Raw genomic sequence first — 19,035 nt, forward strand, 5'->3', positions numbered from 1 at the left:
ATAAAAGGAGACGGATTAGGAAAAAGCTTAGGGCCATAATAAGCCCTAAGCTTTTTAAATGTTATGTAGTGTGCTTTCATATGGGAATGACAAAAGATAAACTGCTTATCTTGCGAAATGTCTTTTCGCTCGCTTTTTGAAATATACCCATAAGGGTATTTGACAATGAGATTATTTTATAATAAAATGCAAGTATACAGTGACTGGATATTTTTTTATCTGAAAATATACCCCTATGTGTATATGGAGAAGGAGGAAATAAAATTGAGCAAAACAGTAGAGGTAAAAGAAATTGATCATCTAGTGAAGGAAGGTGCTTTACTGATTGATGTTCGTGAGGAATCGGAGAGGTTAATGGGCTATATAGAAGGAAGTAAAAATATTCCGCTCGGAGAACTATCCAAGCATTTGGGCGAACTGCCTAAGGATCAGCCTGTCTATATCTCCTGCCAATCCGGAAAGCGTGGAGAAACAGCTGTTCAGTTATTAATGGAGAATGGATTTGATGCTTATAATGTAGCGGGCGGATATCGCGCTTATGCTGAATGTCTTCAATCTACGGGTAATGAGAAAGAAGAGAAGATAGATGGGACACAAATAAAACCAGATAAGGAATTGAATTGCTCGGGGTTACAATGTCCAGGGCCGATTAGCCAAGTGTTCCAAGCAATGAATCAAATGAAAGATGGAGAAGTACTAGAAGTAAAGGTAACTGATCCAGGATTTATTGCTGATGCCAAAGCATGGTGTGCGAATACAGGAAACACGTTTATCGGCAGTGAAACAACAGGGAAAACAACGGTTGCCTACATGCGCAAAGGAGCAGCGGGGAAACCTGAAGCTTCTGTACAAGCAAGAGAAGAAAAGACTAATAAAGGAGCGACTCTCGTTGTATTTAACCAGGATTTAGATAAAGCGATTGCTTCCTTTATTATTGCAACAGGCGCAGCCGCTATGGGAAAGAAGGTCACGATGTTCTTCACATTCTGGGGATTGAACATTCTGCGCCGTGATGAAGAAATTCCTCAGGATGGAAAAGATTTTATGGAAAAAATGTTTACGAAAATGATGCCAGCGGGTCCTAAGCATTTGCCTATTTCTAACATGAACATGGGTGGCATGGGCGCAAAAATGATTCGTCAAGTGATGGAAAAGAAAAACGTAGACAGCTTGGAAACACTAATGGAAAATGCGATGAACATGGGAGTTCGCATCGTTGCTTGTGCAATGAGCATGGATGTTATGGGCATCCGTAAAGAGGAATTGATCGATGGGGTCGAACTTGGCGGGGTAGCTACCTATCTTGGTCAGGCCGAGAATGCTAATGTGAATTTATTCATTTAAAAAAAATAAGAAAAGTGTGTGCGTTTGCACACACTTTTCTTATTTAATAGCCGTTACGCAAACGGTTAACACAGGCCGCTCTTCTTTGTAATGAACGGCAGCGCCGGAAAAACCGGCTTTCTCCAGATCGTTGCAGATCATTCGTGCCAGCTGCTTTGTCTTAGTATCGTCGGCATTCTCCTCGCGTGGTTGGACGGTAATGGCAATTTGTCCATCCTGTTTCACCAGCTGATATAAGACGGCAAGTCCTTTTTCACGGTTTGACCAGAGCGGATAATTATTGACTGACAAAACCCGATCATAATGCTTATCTGTTTCGAATTCAGCAATATCCTTGACGAATAGACGCAGCCTTCCTTCACTTACTAACAATTGGTTTCGCTTTTCACACGTATGTTTCATTGTTTCGGACGCATCCACTCCGTCAATATAGATAGAAGGAAAGCGTTTGCCTGCTTCTTCGATAGCGAAGCCAGGTCCAAAGCCAACTTCGAGCACGTGGTCATTCGGTTTGATGTTTAAAAGATCAAGCGTCCATTTATTAATGGTTCGATTCTCCACTGACATAATTTTGCCTGCTGCTTGGCCGAGCAAGCCATCCGGCTTTTCGAATTGTTTAGAAAAAAATGAAAACATCCAGTCGTCCTCCGCTTTTTTCTATAATATATACCTCTTTATTTTCTATGAAATCATCGATCGAGCATTTATTTTAAGTATTGCTTCATTAATTATATAAAAACGCAAGTCCTATTCATGGAATGAAGCAGCAAATTTCCCTCATAACACAGCGAAGAAGTGCTTACTTGACAAGTTGTATAATAAATGCGACTTTTTTATGAAAAAATATTGGTTTTTCGCCGCAAGAGTAGTAAGATTGTACATGGAAAAAATGATGCTGCTCTATTGAGATGAAGATAGAGGAATGAATCAAGCGGGGAATTGCTGCTTAGCAGAATAATTTCCACTTGTCAAATTATACTAATAAAAAATACGTGGCATATTTGGCAAATTAAGCTTTAATGCTTTCCCTCAATACCTTGCAGTGGTAAGATGTCCTTGTAGGCAGTATAAATTTTCATCCTGGGTGTATCATGGTGTATAGAGTGATAGGCAATACACAATGTAAGCCCATCAAAATATCATTTAGCAAAAATTAATGGGCGAAATAGTTGGAGGTTTTTCAGAATGAAAATGCAGACAGCCCAAGGGAATCCGTGGAGTGAGTTCTCCGGACCAAACCTTGGATATGTAATGGAGTTGTACGAGCACTATCTAAAAGATCCTGAATCAATCGATCCAGAAATGAAGCAGATGTTTGAAGAGTGGGGAGCACCTGTAGCAAATGTACCCCATCAAGAAGGTGGTAAGACAGCTGTACCTGCATCAGGCAATGATTTAAATGTTTTGTTTAACGCAGTCAAACTGGCTGACAGTATCCGTACGTACGGTCATCTTGCAGCAGATATTAATCCGCTGAGTGACAAGAATAAAGATACGTACCGAATCGAATTAAGCACTTTCAACTTAACAGAAGAAGAATTGCGAAAAGTTCCTGTTCAATATTTATGTCCTGATGCACCTGCACATGTGAGGGACGGATATGATGCGATCCAACACTTGAAAAAAGTCTATACAGATAAACTGGCTTTTGAGTTAGCCCAAGTCCATAATTTAGAAGAAAGACAATGGTTCAGACAGCAAATTGAATCAACTAATTATTATCCAACATTCTCAAGCGAACAAAAAATTCAGCTGTTAAAGAGACTGACACAAGTAGAAGGCTTTGAGAAATTTATTCATAAAACATTCGTCGGCCAAAAACGCTTCTCTATCGAAGGATTGGATGCGATGGTTCCTCTACTAGATGAACTTGTAAAGCATTCAACAGAAATAGGAGCAAAAACAGTAAATATCGGCATGGCCCACCGAGGCCGCTTAAATGTTTTGGCCCACATCTTAGGTAAACCATACGAAATGATTTTTGCCGAGTTCCAACATGCGCCAAGCAAAAATCTGCTTCCTGAAGGCTCTATGAAGATGACTACATATGGCTGGACGGGCGATGTGAAATATCACCTTGGAGCGGATCACAGCTTTAAGGAAGATGCAGATATTACTCGTGTGACGCTCGCTAACAACCCGAGCCACCTTGAAATCGTTAGCCCAGTTGTAGCTGGCTACACAAGAGCGGCACAGGAAAACCGCGCTAAACCAGGTGTGCCTGAACAAGATACAAATGCTGCGTTGGCTATTTTAATTCACGGCGATGCTGCATTCCCAGGCCAGGGCGTTGTGAGTGAAACATTTAACATGAGCCGGATTCCTGGTTATCAAACAGGCGGTTCCATTCACATTATCGCGAACAATATGATCGGATTTACGACAGAAAGCTATGATTCACGTTCTACTCGTTATGCTTCTGACTTGGCAAAAGGTTTCGAAGTGCCGATCGTTCATGTGAATGCGGATGATCCAGAAGCATGTATTGCTGCGGCTCTTATGGCCGTTGATTATCGTAATCGTTTCGGTAAAGACTTTGTTATCGACTTGATTGGTTACCGTCGCTTTGGTCATAATGAAATGGATGAGCCAATGACGACAAATCCAACGATGTATCAAATGATTCATCAACACCCAACCGTTCGTCAGCTTTATGCAGATAAGCTCGTTAACCGCGGAGTCATTTCTAAGGAAGAAGCGGAAAAACTTTACGCGGAGAATGAACAGAAGCTAAAAGACTTGTATGAAACGGTTCCGAAGAAAGACGAGAATCCGGATATTGTAATGAATCCGCCAAAATTCGTTGAACGCGAGCTTCCATCCAGCGAAACAGGAGTAGAAGCAGACGTATTAAGCAGAATTAACAGCGAATTATTAAACTGGCCGAAAGATTTACACGTATTTAAAAAGCTTGAGCGTATTTTAAAGCGTCGTGAAAATGTCTTTGAAACAGATGGACAGATTGACTGGGGCCATGCAGAAGCACTTGCCTTCGCTTCCATCCTGAAGGGCGGCACACCAGTCCGCTTAACAGGACAGGATGCTCAGCGTGGTACGTTCGCTCATCGCAACCTTGTTCTTCATGACGTTGAAACAGGCCAAGAATATATTCCTTTAAATCACTTAGAGGAAACAAATGCTTCTTTCGTTGTCATTAACAGCCCATTAACAGAACTAGCAGTTGTCGGTTATGAATATGGCTACAACGTATTTTCTCCGGAAACACTCGTTCTGTGGGAAGCTCAGTTTGGTGATTTCGCCAATATGGCGCAGCCAATGTTTGATCAGTTTGTGTCTTCTGGCCGAGCAAAATGGGGACAAAAATCGGGTCTTGTTATGCTTCTGCCACATGGCTATGAAGGACAAGGACCTGAACATTCAAGCGGCCGTCTAGAACGCTTCCTGCAAAATGCTGCAGAAAACAACTGGACAGTAGCCAACCTTTCTTCAACGGCTCAATACTTCCATGTGTTGCGCCGCCAAGCCGCAATCTTGCAAAAAGAAGAAGTGCGTCCGCTAGTGATCATGACTCCGAAAAGCTTGCTGCGCCATCCGCTTGCGGCTTCTAAGGCTTCTGAGTTTGCTTCTGGCTCCTTTAAGCCGGTTGTAGCAGAACCAAGACTTGGAGATCATCCGGACCAAGTAGAAAGAGTTGTTCTGTGTAGCGGTAAAGTGTCTGTTGATTTGGCTGAACAAATTAGCAAAGCAGAAGAAGAGCTTAACTGGCTGCACGTGTTAAGAGTAGAAGAATTATATCCATTCCCTAAAGAAGAAATTAGAGAATTTTTAGCGCAATTCCCGCAGTTGAAAGAGGTAGTATGGATGCAGGAAGAACCGCAAAACTTCGGAGCATGGACTTATATGGATGCACGTCTTCGTGATGTAGCGCCAGAAGAAGCGACCGTTCGTTACATTGGCCGCCGTCGTCGCTCCAGCCCTTCAGAAGGGGATGCGATTGTGCATAAGAAAGAACAAGCACGTATTTTAAAAGCAGCTATTACAAGAGGCTAATAAATTAGATGAAAAGCTGGCAGGCTGTCTTTGCGGCCTGTTCAGCTTTGAAATAAAATATTTTTATTACAACTAACAAGATAAGACGAATGTATATTAGAGGAGGACACGAAAGTGGCTGAAATTAAAGTTCCAGAGTTGGCAGAATCAATTACAGAAGGTACAATTGCGCAATGGTTGAAAAAACCAGGAGATGTAGTTGAAAAAGGCGAATACATTGTTGAACTTGAAACAGATAAAGTAAATGTAGAAGTAATTTCCGAAGAAGCGGGTGTTATTCAAGAGCTGAAAGCGGAAGAGGGCGATACAGTAGAGGTTGGTCAAGTCATCGCTATTGTAGGTGAAGGAAATGGCGCAGCACCGGCACCTGTTGAAGAAGCAGCACCTGCGGCAGCTCCTCAGCAAGAGGAAGCTAAACCAGCACAAGAAGTTGTAAAAGAAGCTCCTGCAGCTCAAGATGCAAAGCAACGTCCAATCGCTTCTCCAGCAGCCCGTAAAATGGCTCGCGAAAAAGGCATTGATTTAAATGAAGTGCCTACAGTGGATCCAATGGGCCGCGTGCGTAAACAAGATGTAGAATCTTATTCTGCTAACGGAGCTAAACCAGCAGCTCCACAACAACCAGCAGCTAAGCCTGCTGCTCCAGCGGCTGCACCAAAACAAGATGACAGCAAACCTGTTGTTCGTGAAAGAATGTCTCGCCGCCGTCAAACGATTGCTAACCGTCTTCTAGAAGTGAAGCAATCTACAGCTATGCTGACTACATTTAACGAAATTGATATGACAGCTGTCATGGAACTGCGCAAACGCAAAAAAGATAAATTCTTTGAAGCTCATGATGTCCGCTTAGGATTTATGTCTTTCTTCACAAAAGCAGTTGTTGCTGCATTGAAGAAATTCCCTTATGTAAATGCTGAAATTGATGGAAATGAAATCGTATTGAAGAAATTTTACGATATCGGTGTGGCCGTTTCTACTGAAGAAGGCCTTGTTGTACCGGTTGTTCGTGATTGTGATCGTAAAAACTTCGCTGAAATCGAAAGCGATATTTTAGGTCTTGCACTAAAAGCTCGTGACAACAAACTAGCTCTTGGTGATCTTCAAGGCGGAACATTTACGATTACAAATGGTGGTGTGTTCGGTTCCCTGCTTTCTACACCGATCCTTAATGGTACACAAGTAGGTATCCTTGGCATGCACACTATTCAAACTCGTCCGGTTGCTATCGATAAAGACCGCATGGAAAACCGTCCAATGATGTATGTGGCTCTATCTTATGACCACAGAGTGATCGATGGAAAAGAAGCAGTTGGCTTCTTAAAAATGGTAAAAGATTTACTTGAAAATCCTGAAGATCTTCTTCTTGAAGGTTAATAAGAAAAAACCAGCCGTGAATGGCTGGTTTTTTTATTTGTAGCATAAAAAAGGTATGCCAACTTACGGCATACCTGGCATTTTTTTAGTTAGTTAATTTTTCGTCACATTGAGGCCGCGCTTCTGCGCCTCGTTTCGAAGCATTCTAATCCAATCTGTGTCTTGACCTTTGTTCTTTGCGTCTCGATAGGCTGCTACAAGCATTTCATTACTCATGATTTTCATGAAATTACCTCCTTGAAATAGGTCAGTATATCCGTGGCTTAGAAAATGAAATAAAGATTTATCTTTATTTTCTGTCATTATACATAATTTGATTAGATTTTTAAAGGGAAATGGGCAAATTCATCCGAAAGTCAGTGCCTAAAAAAATTAGATAGCCCTTTCGATGGGGTTGCTTGCTTTTATTTATTATAACATTATTATGTAAACTTGTTTGCGATAGCTTTGTTTGATGAAACAGCTTTCCAGTTCAATTTTAAATATGGTATGATAATGGAGAAAAATATAAATAGATCTATCAGTATAACCGTGTGATCGAAAGGAGAAGTTATGAATCATCTTCAATGGACAGAAAAAGAAACAATCAAGAAAGTGAAATGTCTTCATACAGATGCGAAGAAATACATGGTGAAAAATAGATTAACACCAGGGAAGCTGTACGACGTAAAAAATGAAACGGAAGAATTTTATTTTCTTGTAGACGATAAAGGAAAGGTATCAGGCTTTTATAAAGATTATTTTGAACAATAAAAGTGAACATAATTAAAACGAATGGGCCACCCTTTTTAAACAAAATACAAGAACAACTAGTATTTACAGGGATTTTTTGTTAAGATAATGGGCAGGGAAGAGACTGGTAATTTTGTAGGTCATCTTTTCTATACATAAATATAACGTTTTTTGTCCATTATAGGGGGAGTACTAGGTGTTTGATGAAAGAATTGCATTAAAGATCAGGCTGGAACAATTGGCTAATTCAGAACTAAGGATTATACAGGAATTTCAAAAAGAGAGAGATGCGATTTTCCGGAGATTAAAAGAGTTGGATATGATGGAAGCTGTAAAAGCAGAGCCCTCTAAGGAGATTGTCTCACTTACTAAAATTGGTGGTTTGCCTAAAGAAAGAAAGCGAAGAGGGCGGCGCAGTGAAAACCTTGAAGAGTTACGTCAGTTAGCGGTCACTATACTGAAAAAACAGAATACGCCGATTCGCGGAGTTGAACTTCAACGCCAAATTGAAGGGGAAACAGGGAAGAAAATTGCGAATATGACGACATTCATGGTTGGACTGGAGCGAGAGAATCACCGGGTGCGTAAGCTAGGAAGAGGACTGTATATATATGAGTATGAAGACTGATTGCTAAGGCAGTCAGTTTTTTTATTGTTCTAACTGTTTTACGTCAGGTCAATGAAAATGTATGATAGGGATAAATCACTTAAATGATGGTAGAGAGGAAGATTAATTTGTTCATCAATGAATGGCCCCCTGCTGTGGAGCGAAAAATAGCAGAGAGAAGAGAAATGTTTTTACATACAGAAGAGAAACGGCTGATTGGAAAAGAAGGATACCAGCCGGAAGATGAAGCAATTTTGTTTGATGCCGTCCTCGCTCTTTCCTTAGGTAAGAATGTGCTTTTGAAAGGGCCGACTGGATCTGGAAAGACAAAGCTAGCTGAAACATTGTCGGCAATATTTTCACAGCCGATGCATAGCATCAATTGTTCTGTGGATCTTGATGCAGAAGCCATGATTGGCTATAAAACGATAATAGAGCGAGAGGGAAAGAATGCGATTGAGTTTGTGCCAGGCCCTGTTGTGAAAGCAATGAAAAAGGGGCATCTGCTTTATATCGATGAAATTAATATGGCCAAGCCGGAGACGCTGCCGCTTCTTAATGGTGTGTTGGATTACCGGAGGATGATTACCAATCCTTTTACGGGAGAAGTGATAACGGCCGAACCGTCCTTCGGTGTTATTGCCGCGATCAATGAAGGGTATGTAGGGACGGTGCCATTAAATGAAGCGCTGAAAAACCGTTTTATCGTCATAGAGGTACCCTATATTGGTGGAGAAACATTAATTCGTGTACTCCAGTCAGAAAGCCAATTGAAGGATGATAAGCTCATTCAGCGCTTTGCTGTCTTATCCCAAGATTTGATTGCACAAGTGAAAAATGGACAAATCTCTGAAGAAGCTGCTTCTATCCGGGCACTGATCGACACGTGTGATTTAGCCTTATTTATGCCGCCGCTGCGGGCCGTTCAACGGGGAATTATTGACAAGCTTGAAGACGAACGAGAACAAGCAGCAGTAAAAAACATTGCTGAAACACTGTTTGAATGAGGAGGATTCATGAAACGGTTTATCCAATTTAATGATGAAACAATCGACTCTTTCCTGTTCATGCAATTAACAGATTTGGCAAAAACGTTAACGAGAGAGCCGGAAGTGGAGATTGAATATAGTCCCTATTCCTACGTGAACAAACAAGAGAAAAAGCTGTATGTCAGCCACTTTTGGAATCACAGACCAGAGGCGGATAAGTGGCATGGGTACAAATCGGATCTCTTTTTGCGTGCGCTCGGCAGTTGGCAGCACACGGACGAACAGGTGATCAGAGCATTTGTACAGCAGACAAAACACTCTCCTGTCGCTTCTTTTGCAAATCAGCTCGTTGTGTTGGCAGAGGATATGCGCCTTGAAGAAATATGTAAAAAAGAGCGGCCGGGTACGAAGCAAGCTTTTGCTGCCCGCAGAAAAATGTACCGTCAGCACTTCTATGCCCAGTTGAATGCTAATCTGGTTAAAAGTCTTTTCACGGATGCTTTATTTAACTTACATTACTTGTTGCTGCACGCAGAGTCTCCTATGCAGCCACCGTCTATGAATAATAGAATCGATGCCGCTATGCCGTTTATCCAACGGTCGATTATGGATTTTTATGATGCACGCTCAACAGATGGGGTTGTAAAGATTAGTCAAGGAATTGTAGAAGTGATGGAGGAAGTGTTGGATCGAGACATGCTCAATCAATATTTCCATTTGCCGGATTTCTCTAGTGCACAAGAGGTCAAAGGGGATACCTATGAAGAGTTAAAGAGAAAAGATCCGCTTGTCAACGATGACAAGCTGGAAGAGGAGAAATCGGGCAAAGAAGAAGTAATAGATGAAGAGTTTCGGACGTGGCACCGCGAAACAAGCAAACTGGGGGACAGTTTTTTGCAATTTGACTTAGATCAAGGATCAAAAACGGATCTTTCTGGCGAGGGAGTGAGAGAAGGCGAAGACGGCGATCAAGCGCTTGCTATGGTGCAAGGCTCTGCCAGAAAAACAAGCCGCAAAGACTTTTCTCACCTCTCAGCTGATCAAATGCAGAAAGAAGCGAAAAGTAGCGGACAAGCTGTTTTTGGGAAAGAGAATCGTTTTGCTGTACCGGTTTTTAAGAAAGCAAACCCTCCTCATTTAGAGGAAATACGTAAATACAAAGCCGAAAAGTCACAAATAGCTTCTCTACAGAAAAAGTTGAAAAACATGATTGAAAAAACATTGGAGCACAAAAAAATTCAGCCGCGCAGCGATCTTCATAGGGGAAGGTTAAATAAAAAGCTTTTGCGCTTTTTTACAGAGGACCAGCCGCGGCTATTTTATAAAAAGCAAGAGCCATCGACAGAAATTGATGCTACTTTTACGCTTCTTGTTGATTGTTCGGCTTCCATGGAAGATAAAATGGAGCAAACAAAACAGGGAATCGTTCTCTTTCATGAAGCATTAAAATCTGTAAGAGTGCCGCATGAGGTCATTGGCTTTTGGGAAGACACGAATGAAGCAACAGACAACCTTCAGCCTAACTATTTTCATACAGTGATTGATTACCGTTCTTCTCTACAAACCGGGAGCGGACCTGAAATTTTGCAACTCAAACCGGAAGAGGATAACAGAGATGGATTTGCCATTCGGATTGTTAAAGAGAGAATGATACAACGGAGTGAAAAGCAGAAATTTCTGCTGATCTTCTCTGATGGAGAGCCGGCAGCTTACAGTTATGACCGCAATGGCATTATCGATACTCATGAAGCCGTATTAGAAGCTAGAAAGCTAGGGATTGAGGTAATTAACCTGTTTCTTGCGGATGGAGAAATTGCTGAATCAGAAAAGGCAACTGTACAAAATATATATGGCAAGTACAGTATATTTGTAACAGACGTGAATGATTTGCCGCAAGTCATATTCCCATTGTTGAAAAAACTATTATACAAAAGTTTTTGAAGAGGAGATAACATTGTTTATCTCCTCTTTTTGTTTTCCTTAAATAATTTATACATAAATAAAATATATGTAATTTATAAATAATATTTTAAAAAAATATAACGGAAAGGTTGCACGTAACAAGTTGGCAAAAATGGATACAATATGTAGAATCGTTAATATATTAACAAAAAATATAGGGTATAGAGGACGTTTTCAGATGAAAAAGCCGATACTCCCTGTGCGAAGGAATATCGACTCCCAAAAAGAGTGCGTTGAAAAGAAATTAATGTAGCGATTGAGCAGTAACAATAGGGTGGAGCTTTCCATCTAAAGCAAAGGATACTCTGCCGGTCTCTTCTGATACAACTAGCACAAGGGCATCCGTCCGCTCTGTTAAACCGAGTGCGGCACGATGGCGGGTACCGAGCTTTTTTTCACCTATAACGGCAGTTGTTAGAGGCAGCACATTAGCTGCTGACACAATTTGATTTTCATAAATAATCACTGCCCCATCATGAAGAGGATTTCCGGGATAAAAGATGGCCTCTAATAAAGCAGGAGTTAAAGTAGCTCCTACCATGGTTCCTTTTTGAATGAAGGACTCAAGAGGGTCACGCCGTTGCACAACAATCAATGCACCGTGACGTCGATCGGACAGCCGCTGAACACAAATGGATAGATCCGCATACTTATCTGTAAAAGCAGACAAATAACAGTTTAAATAAAAGGAAGCAGCCACAGATTCCATCTGAATAAATTTGTTCTTAATGTCCTCCAGTTGGCTTAAAAGACAGTAATTTTCATTATCTAACACCTCTAAGCTATACTGAAGCTCATTTGTAATATGCTGTATGCCTTTTGATAATTGCTGCTTCATTGGTGAAAAATCGCAATTGGTAGTCTTCACATATAAACAACTCCAACGAATAGTGATTTTGGAAGATCAATTTTTTCTATCAGTATCTGTGTAAATAGTATGGACCAATTTCGTTCTTTGCAAAGCAGGTATTTTTATCAAATGATTTTTTTGGAAATGGTGAATTCCTTCACTAGGACGGCCGATTGAGGAAAGTGCAATCCTAACTGCCAAGCGCCAATCCCTCTTAACTGATAATTAACAACTAACATAAGCTTTTGAGCACGAGCTCTCGAGTCTTCAAACCACACAATATGCCGCTTACCCATTTCGTCTCGGTAGTGGTAAAAAGGCTGCTGGTATTCTGTAGAATATTGGATAGGGACTTGGTATTTCATAGCCGTTTCTACTGCGCTAGAAACAGAAATCGCCCGAGCGCTATCTACCGTTCCATTAGACATTGTCCAATCGTACCCATAACGCGGAACACCAAGGATAATTTTAGTTCTTCTCATGTGGTTAAGAGCATAATCGATTGTTTGTCTCACCTCGTTAATAGGCGCAACAGGACCAGGAGGACTGCTTGCTTCGTGCCAGTCATAGGCCATAATAAAGACAAAATCAACAGCTGCGCCAATCCCCCCGTAATCGTATCCCTTTAGCCAAGGAATAGCATCGCTTGTTTTAGCTGGTACCGCAGCTGACGTATAATATCCCTCGGGTCGCAATCGTTCACTTAACGAACGCAGAAAGCCACTGTATAAATCTCTGTCCCCTTCACGCACCTGTTCAAAATCAATATTTACACCCGCATAGTTTTTGCTTTTAACCAGGTTATAAATATTATTAATTAATCGCTCTCTGATTTCAGGAGTGTTCAAAACTCGGCTTGTTAGCTGAGGGCTAAATCCAGTTGGAGTTAAATTTGTAATAACTGCAAGAGGTGCTACATGATTCTCTCTTGATAGCCTAATTAACTGCCGATCATCTAAAGGACTCAAGCTTCCATCTTCCAGAACATGATGCTCGAAAATTCCAAAGTAGGTATTGATTGGTGAAAACTCTTGAACGATCATTTGGTTTCTTTCTGGTGTAGAAGGCGTTATATAGCTAAGATTTTCTGATTCGTATTTAGGCCTGGGAGGCAGATATAGCCCCATTCCAATCATTAAAACATCTGATTGCAGACCGTTATATAGACGTATTGTTTCAATTGGGATGAAGCTCATTCGAGAAATAGAATATAACGAATCACCCGGTTGAACGATATACATATCCGTTGGAATAAGCAAATCTTGTCCTGGTACTAACCTATCGGTTTTCAATCCGTTTATTGTACGTATACTATCCATGGACACTTGATATTTTGTGGCAATGGAAAATAATGAATCACCGATCTTAACTACATAAATAAACACAGAATGCCTCCTTTTTTTACATTTGGATATTTATTCGAAATATATGTAGTTATTTTTTGGTTCAGCACCACTTGAGGTCGCTTGTCTAAAATAAAGCTCTTTCCAAGACAGTGGACGAGCAGTTTGTATTCTATAGTGGAAGAAAGTTTTTATTGGCATGACAAAAAAGATTAAAATCTCGGATTCGAGACTTTTGGTTGATTTCTTATCACTTGCATAGTAAAGTGATAAGGAGGCTAAGGATGGAGAGGAAAACGGAATGCGTAATAATACCATGGGGTCGTTAATCTGGTTACGCTTGATGCGTTTTACAAACCAAAGTAACCAGCTATCAAATGACTTTTTAAAGCGATTTAATTTAACAACGGCACAGTTTGATGTGCTCGTGCAGATTCATGTCTATCAGCCGCTCACTCAAATGGAGTTAGCTGAAAAAGCAACCGTAACCCAAGGTGGCATCTCTCGTATGCTTTCACGACTTGAGAAAGAAGGCTACATTGTACGCAAGCAAGATTGGAAAGCAAAAACAATCAGCTTAACGGAGACGGGTGAAGCGATTTTAGAAGAAGCAATGCCGGCTCAACTGGCGTTTCAGTCGTCATTTTTTGACGATGTATTAACCGAGGAAGAAATGAAAACATTGTACACACTCATAACACGTGTACATAAATCCAGTCAAACAAAAGAATTACCGCCTGAGTAATTTTTACGCTATCACTTGATTGATGAACTATACGGGCAACAAAGATTCATGGCGTAGACTGATTTTGGCGGTGTGCCATTTGACAAAATAGCAAAAAATATTGAGCTAATTGCAACAGAGATACTGCCGGTAATAAAGAAGTATACAGTTGAAAAATAGGCTTTGTTACAGATGAATGTTATTTTTTCAATCATTGATTGCAGCGAAAAGAGAGTGTTGATGAGACCCCGCAGGAGGAGGTTCACGGACCGTCCGCCTACAGCGTCTAAAACACAAGGAATATATTTGAGGGGGATAAAGATGGACCAATTTGAACAAGTAGTCAGGGAAAGACGGTCAGCAAGTAATTTTTTAGACAATCATCCAATTACCCAAAAAGAAGTAAACGAAATATTTGAGCTTGTAAAAATGGGTCCTTCTGCTTTTAATTTACAGCACACAAATTATTTGGTTGTTATGAACTCCGAGCTAAAAAAAGAGGTAAAACAAGCAGCTTACAATCAATATAAAGTGGGGACTGCCTCAGCAGTAATTGTTGTTTTAGGGGATAAAAATGCTTATAAAGAAGCAGGAAGAATCTATGAAGGGTTACTCATGCTCGGAATACTAAGCAAGCAAGAATACGATCATGAGATAGAGGATGTAGTTTCTCTTTATGAGAAGAGAGGAGAACATTTCCAACGGGATGAAGCGATTCGCAATGCTTCCTTGTCGGCTATGTTATTTATGCTAGCGGCTAAAAGTAAAGGATGGGACACTTGTCCGATGATTGGTTTTGATCCAGAACACTTAAAGAGAGTGTTAAGTATTTCAGATCAATATGAACCCGTATTAATGATCACTATTGGGAAAGAAAAGGTCAGCAGCAGAAAGCCAAGGGGATATCGGAAACCAATTGCTGAATTTGTTAAATACCTATAAATGTCTATTCGTAAAAAGGCTCTGATGTACTAAAAGACCAATCCAAAAGTAAAATTAATTTGACAGCTTTAGGATCTGCGCTATAATGTTGTTGTAGCAATAGTTGTTACAGCAACTTTATGGGGTAATCTATATGAAGTTAGCTTTACATGATTACATTAGTATTTTCATTCACCAGACAGACTTAACCCTTACGAGTTATGTGAAACAAAAATTAAGTCCCTTTAACATTGCGCCTGAACAAAACTTGATTATGATGCTTCTTTGGGAAGAAGATGGTCTAAATCAAAATGAGATTGCTGAAAAATTAAATAAAGATAAGACGAACATTGCCCGCATGGTTTTTAATCTGGAACAAAAAGGACTCATTCGAAGGATCAGCAATGAACAAGACAGGCGTTCCTTGAGAGTGTATCTTACTAATGAAGGAAAAGAACTCGGTAATCATGTAGTTCCTATTGCTGAAGAATTCAATGAACTAATATGCAAAGGAATTTCAAAGGAAGAGCTTACGGAAGTTAGGAGAATCCTTTCAAAGATGTGTTTGAATGTCCAGTAGGGCACGAGCGCTTCTTTTCTCAAAAAGTTGCTATAACAACTGACTCAAATCAAAACAGACAGTGAGGAGATTTATTATGACCAAGGTTCTTTTCGTCAAAGCCAATTCACGTCCAGCTGAGCAAGCAGTTAGTGTGAAGCTTTATGAGGCGTTTCTTAATAGTTATAAGGAGTCACATCCAGAGGATGAGATTATAGAACTCGATCTTTTTAAAGAAAATCTGCCATATTATGATACAGATAAAATTAATGGCATGTTCAAACTTGGACGCGGTCTTGAATTAACAAAGGAAGAAAAAGAAGCAGCTGATCTTGTGAATCAATACGTTGATCAATTTCTTTCCGCTGACAAAGTAGTATTTGCTTTCCCACTGTGGAATTTCACGGTTCCTGCTGTGCTGCATACTTACGTTGACTATTTAAGCCAAGCGGGAAAAACATTCCGTTACACACCGGAAGGACCGATCGGTTTGCTCCAAGGGAAAAAGGTTGCTCTCTTAAATGCGCGAGGAGGCGTCTATTCTGAAGGCCCATCTCAATCTGTTGAAATGGCTGTTAAGTTCATCACAACCGCTTTAGGCTTCTGGGGTGTGACAGACATCACGACGGTTATTGTAGAAGGACATAACCAGTTCCCTGATAAAGTGGAGGAAATTATTGAAGAAGGAATTCATAGAGCAGTAACAGCAGCGAAGCAATTTTAATGTTTCTGCAAAATGTTGTGCCTCGGCAGTAGAATTCCTTTAATGCTTCTTTGCTGTGAGGCATTAGAAAAAGGAAACTGGTATTTTTTTATTAATAAAACGCCCGTATATTAAGTATGCGGGCGTTTTATGCTGTTGAAAACCTGAACGAAACAAACAATAGAAGAAACCCACAATTATGTATAAAAACTTTTTCAAATCATCGATAACAATTTTCTGTGATTGGGTGTATTTACTTTATAATGATTCGAATACGATGGATTGATTTGAAATTTCAGAAAAAAAGAAAAATATGTTTGACTTATGAAGGATTTTAAGTGTATTATGTACACATAAAACATATAGAGTTTAAACCATTCATATAAATTCAAATTATTCATATGGTAAAGACTTATCGAAAAGGGTGGATTAATATGGAAGGGATTCAATTAAAACCAATCGAGAAAGAAAAAACCACGCAAGACAAAGTCTATAAGCAAATTAAGAAAGCAATTTTATTTGGCGGCATTACTAGTAATGAAATCTTTACAGAAGTTCAATTGGCAGAAACGTTAAATACTTCAAGAACGCCAGTAAGAGCAGCTATCCAAGACTTGGTAAAGGAAGGATTGCTTGTTTCTATTCCAAGGAAGGGATTGACTGTAAGAAAGCTTACGCAAGAGGAGCAGGATGAAGTCTTTTTACTAAGAAGTGCTATTGAAGTTGAAGCTGTAAAAAAGCTAATAAAAGTAATTACATCGCCTGAGCAATTGAGGTCACTAAAATTAATTTTGGAGCAACAAGAAGAAGCATTGCAAAATGATGATGCTGTTAGGTTTGTTGAGTTAGACCATGAGTTTCATCTCTCGCTGACAAGGTTAGCAAACTTTACTATAATAGAGCAAGTTTTGAACAATCTTCATAATCTTACTCGGCTTATGGGGCTGAAAGCAGTCAGCAAGCAAGGGAGAATGAAAAATGTTTTAATGGAACATAAGCAGATTATTCAAGCTTTAGAGGAAAAAAATCCTGAACTGGCTTCACAAATGATTTTAAACCATTTAGAAAAAACAAAAGAAACATTAATTGTTGTGGATAATTCTTGATTCTTTAACAAATGTTTTGAAGGGGGGTGCTAAGATAGTTTGCCACTATCTGGTGGACGGGATATTCAAATAATTTAAATGAATTGAAATTTTTGGATGGAATGTTCAGATAGTAAGTGGTGAGTTAATTATAGGTGATACTATATTTTACTAGCAGTGAAAGCGCTTGCGATTCGGACTTTTTATAGTTTAAAGGTTCGTAATATTCAAGCTAATTAATGTATACACAACACATAATACACAACACAGAACACATAATGTATTAATAGAACTTATTCATTCTATAGCAGGTGTTTTTAACTTTTAAATATCCATTTATTTACATATTAGGAGGACAAACTATGGTTAGAACAGGAAAAGAATATTTACAGGCATTGAAAGACGATAGAGCGATTTACATAAACGGAGAACGAGTGAAAGATGTGACGACTCATCCAGCTTTTACAGGAATTACCCGTACCATTGCAGGTTTATATGATTTAGCATCAGATGAGTCTCAAGAAATGATATATAAAACTGAAGATGGAACTTTAGCAAATAAAATTTATATGATTCCAAAGAGTCAAGAAGAACTAAAAGAGAGAAGATTGGCGATCTCTAAATGGTCTGAAGCAACTTGTGGATTTGTTGGAAGAAGCCCTGATCATGTCGCCAGCTTCTTGGCTGCATTTGCCAGTTCACCTGAAGTATTTGATCGCGGAGGAGAAGGTTATGGAAATAAGGTTTTGAATTTTTATAAACATGTCCGGGATGAAGATCTATATGTAACATACGTCATTATTCCACCACAAATCGATCGAAGTAAAGCGGCTCATGAGCTGGAAGATAAATTCCTCCCAGTGGGTGTATACGAAGAAAGAGAGGATGGTATTGTTGTTCGAGGTTCCCAAATGCTCGGTACAGCATCAGCCGTATCAGATTACTTATTTGTAAGTTGCCTTACTCCACTTCGGCCTGGTGATGAAGATTATGCTTTGTCTTTTGTACTGCCAATCCATGCAAAGGGATTAAAATTTTATGCGAGACCTAGTTATGCGGAAAAATCACCGAGTACATTTGATTACCCGTTATCCTCTCGTTTTGATGAAAGTGATTCATTAGTTGTTTTTGATGACGTATTTATTCCATGGAAAGATATATTTGTTTATAAAAATATTGATATCTTAAGGGCACAGTTCCACGAAACACCAGCTCACGTATTAGGAAATAATCAGGCACAAATAAGGTTTAGTAATAAATTGAAATTTTTGATTGGTGCTGCTCGAAAAGTTACTGCTATGAATGGGATAGATAAAATTCCTTCTGTCCAAGAGAAATTAGGTGAACTAGCTTCTATTGCAGCCTCTGTAGAAGGTAATCTTTTAGCTTCTGAATATAATTGTACCATTGACAAAAATGGTGTGGCACGACCAGATCCACGTTTTCTTTATGGTGTAGTCGGTCAACAGGAAACTATCTATGCTTCCATTATTAAAATTTTAAGGGAATTGTGCGGTGGAGGTGTATTACAATTACCATCTTCATACAAAGAACTCATCAATCCTGAAACGAAAGATGATATGTATCAATATATTCGTTCTACGGGAGTTGGAGCTGAGGAGAAAATTAAGTTGTTTAAGTTAGTGTGGGATATCATTGGTTCAGAGTTCGGAGGCAGGCATCAACAGTATGAATTGTTCTATAACGGCGCTCCTTTCGTTACAAAAGGCTATTCATTTAGAAATTACGGATATGATGAGCCCGTTCAAATGGTTGATAAGTTTTTACAAAGCTATTCACTCCCTTCTCAGGTGGAGGAACCAGTTTAAGA

The 19,035-nt window shown here is 39.7% G+C and carries 17 protein-coding genes and 1 pseudogene; 14 read left to right on the forward strand and 4 right to left on the reverse strand.

The annotated features are described in order from the left end of the window. Positions 1-264 precede the first annotated feature (264 nt). Positions 265-1,344 (forward strand): DsrE/DsrF/DrsH-like family protein, encoded by a 1,080-nt coding sequence (locus tag CJ483_RS00790; protein WP_182916918.1) that lies wholly within the window; start codon positions 265-267, stop codon positions 1,342-1,344. Positions 1,345-1,383: 39 nt separating this feature from the next. On the opposite strand, the gene CJ483_RS00795 is transcribed toward CJ483_RS00790, so the two are convergent. Next, complete coding sequence (locus tag CJ483_RS00795; protein WP_120031056.1) at positions 1,384-1,980, reverse strand: SAM-dependent methyltransferase; 597 nt, start codon at positions 1,978-1,980, stop codon at positions 1,384-1,386. Positions 1,981-2,529: 549 nt separating this feature from the next. Here CJ483_RS00795 and CJ483_RS00800 point away from each other — a divergent pair. After that, positions 2,530-5,355: a 2-oxoglutarate dehydrogenase E1 component gene (locus CJ483_RS00800; protein ID WP_120031058.1), complete on the forward strand. Its 2,826-nt coding sequence runs from the start codon at positions 2,530-2,532 to the stop codon at positions 5,353-5,355. Positions 5,356-5,469: 114 nt separating this feature from the next. Then, entirely contained in the window at positions 5,470-6,729 is a 1,260-nt protein-coding gene (gene odhB, locus CJ483_RS00805; protein WP_120031060.1) for a 2-oxoglutarate dehydrogenase complex dihydrolipoyllysine-residue succinyltransferase, read from the forward strand. A gap of 93 nt (positions 6,730-6,822) precedes the next feature. Here the strand turns inward: odhB and sda are convergent, their stop codons facing one another. Then, entirely contained in the window at positions 6,823-6,954 is a 132-nt protein-coding gene (gene sda, locus CJ483_RS00810; RefSeq protein ID WP_120031062.1) for a sporulation histidine kinase inhibitor Sda, read from the reverse strand. A 327-nt stretch (positions 6,955-7,281) separates the two neighbouring features. Here sda and CJ483_RS00815 point away from each other — a divergent pair, with 327 nt between their 5' ends. The 4 genes from CJ483_RS00815 (at position 7,282) to CJ483_RS00830 (ending at position 10,998) form a co-directional block, all read left to right on the forward strand. Beyond that, the gene (locus CJ483_RS00815) at positions 7,282-7,482 is read left to right on the forward strand and encodes a DUF6501 family protein (protein WP_120031064.1); all 201 of its coding nucleotides are present in this window, start codon (positions 7,282-7,284) and stop codon (positions 7,480-7,482) included. Positions 7,483-7,657: 175 nt separating this feature from the next. Next, positions 7,658-8,089 carry a Rok-like winged helix domain-containing protein gene (locus CJ483_RS00820; protein ID WP_120031066.1) on the forward strand — a complete coding sequence of 144 codons (432 nt, stop codon included), beginning with the start codon at positions 7,658-7,660 and terminating at the stop codon, positions 8,087-8,089. 164 nt (positions 8,090-8,253) lie between these two features. Continuing rightward, positions 8,254-9,075 (forward strand): ATP-binding protein, encoded by an 822-nt coding sequence (locus tag CJ483_RS00825; protein WP_259455758.1) that lies wholly within the window; start codon positions 8,254-8,256, stop codon positions 9,073-9,075. Between the two features lie 9 nt (positions 9,076-9,084). Then, entirely contained in the window at positions 9,085-10,998 is a 1,914-nt protein-coding gene (locus tag CJ483_RS00830; RefSeq protein WP_120031070.1) for a vWA domain-containing protein, read from the forward strand. Positions 10,999-11,263: 265 nt separating this feature from the next. Here the strand turns inward: CJ483_RS00830 and cdaS are convergent, their stop codons facing one another. Continuing rightward, positions 11,264-11,887: a sporulation-specific diadenylate cyclase CdaS gene (gene cdaS, locus CJ483_RS00835; protein ID WP_120031072.1), complete on the reverse strand. Its 624-nt coding sequence runs from the start codon at positions 11,885-11,887 to the stop codon at positions 11,264-11,266. A gap of 107 nt (positions 11,888-11,994) precedes the next feature. Beyond that, positions 11,995-13,254, reverse strand: a complete 1,260-nt coding sequence (locus CJ483_RS00840; protein ID WP_120031073.1) for a glycosyl hydrolase family 18 protein — start codon at positions 13,252-13,254, stop codon at positions 11,995-11,997. A 259-nt stretch (positions 13,255-13,513) separates the two neighbouring features. Here CJ483_RS00840 and CJ483_RS00845 point away from each other — a divergent pair, with 259 nt between their 5' ends. The 7 genes and pseudogenes from CJ483_RS00845 (at position 13,514) to CJ483_RS00875 (ending at position 19,033) form a co-directional block, all read left to right on the forward strand. After that, a complete protein-coding gene (locus CJ483_RS00845) occupies positions 13,514-13,957 on the forward strand; it encodes a MarR family winged helix-turn-helix transcriptional regulator (protein ID WP_120031074.1) in 444 nt (147 codons plus the stop codon). A 24-nt stretch (positions 13,958-13,981) separates the two neighbouring features. Next, positions 13,982-14,116: pseudogene (locus CJ483_RS00850) on the forward strand (LLM class flavin-dependent oxidoreductase); the annotation flags it as partial. Positions 14,117-14,257: 141 nt separating this feature from the next. Continuing rightward, positions 14,258-14,878, forward strand: a complete 621-nt coding sequence (locus CJ483_RS00855; protein WP_120031075.1) for a nitroreductase family protein — start codon at positions 14,258-14,260, stop codon at positions 14,876-14,878. Between the two features lie 133 nt (positions 14,879-15,011). Then, positions 15,012-15,437 (forward strand): MarR family winged helix-turn-helix transcriptional regulator, encoded by a 426-nt coding sequence (locus CJ483_RS00860; protein WP_120031076.1) that lies wholly within the window; start codon positions 15,012-15,014, stop codon positions 15,435-15,437. Positions 15,438-15,513: 76 nt separating this feature from the next. Continuing rightward, on the forward strand, positions 15,514-16,140 hold the full coding sequence (locus CJ483_RS00865; RefSeq protein ID WP_120031077.1) for an FMN-dependent NADH-azoreductase: 627 nt from the start codon (positions 15,514-15,516) through the stop codon (positions 16,138-16,140). 413 nt (positions 16,141-16,553) lie between these two features. Next, the gene (locus CJ483_RS00870) at positions 16,554-17,225 is read left to right on the forward strand and encodes a GntR family transcriptional regulator (RefSeq protein ID WP_182916919.1); all 672 of its coding nucleotides are present in this window, start codon (positions 16,554-16,556) and stop codon (positions 17,223-17,225) included. Positions 17,226-17,566: 341 nt separating this feature from the next. Then, on the forward strand, positions 17,567-19,033 hold the full coding sequence (locus tag CJ483_RS00875; protein ID WP_120031079.1) for a 4-hydroxyphenylacetate 3-hydroxylase family protein: 1,467 nt from the start codon (positions 17,567-17,569) through the stop codon (positions 19,031-19,033). The last annotated feature ends 2 nt before the right edge of the window (positions 19,034-19,035 follow it).

The organism is Bacillus sp. PK3_68 (genome assembly GCF_003600835.1).
Lineage (GTDB): Bacteria > Bacillota > Bacilli > Bacillales > Domibacillaceae > Pseudobacillus.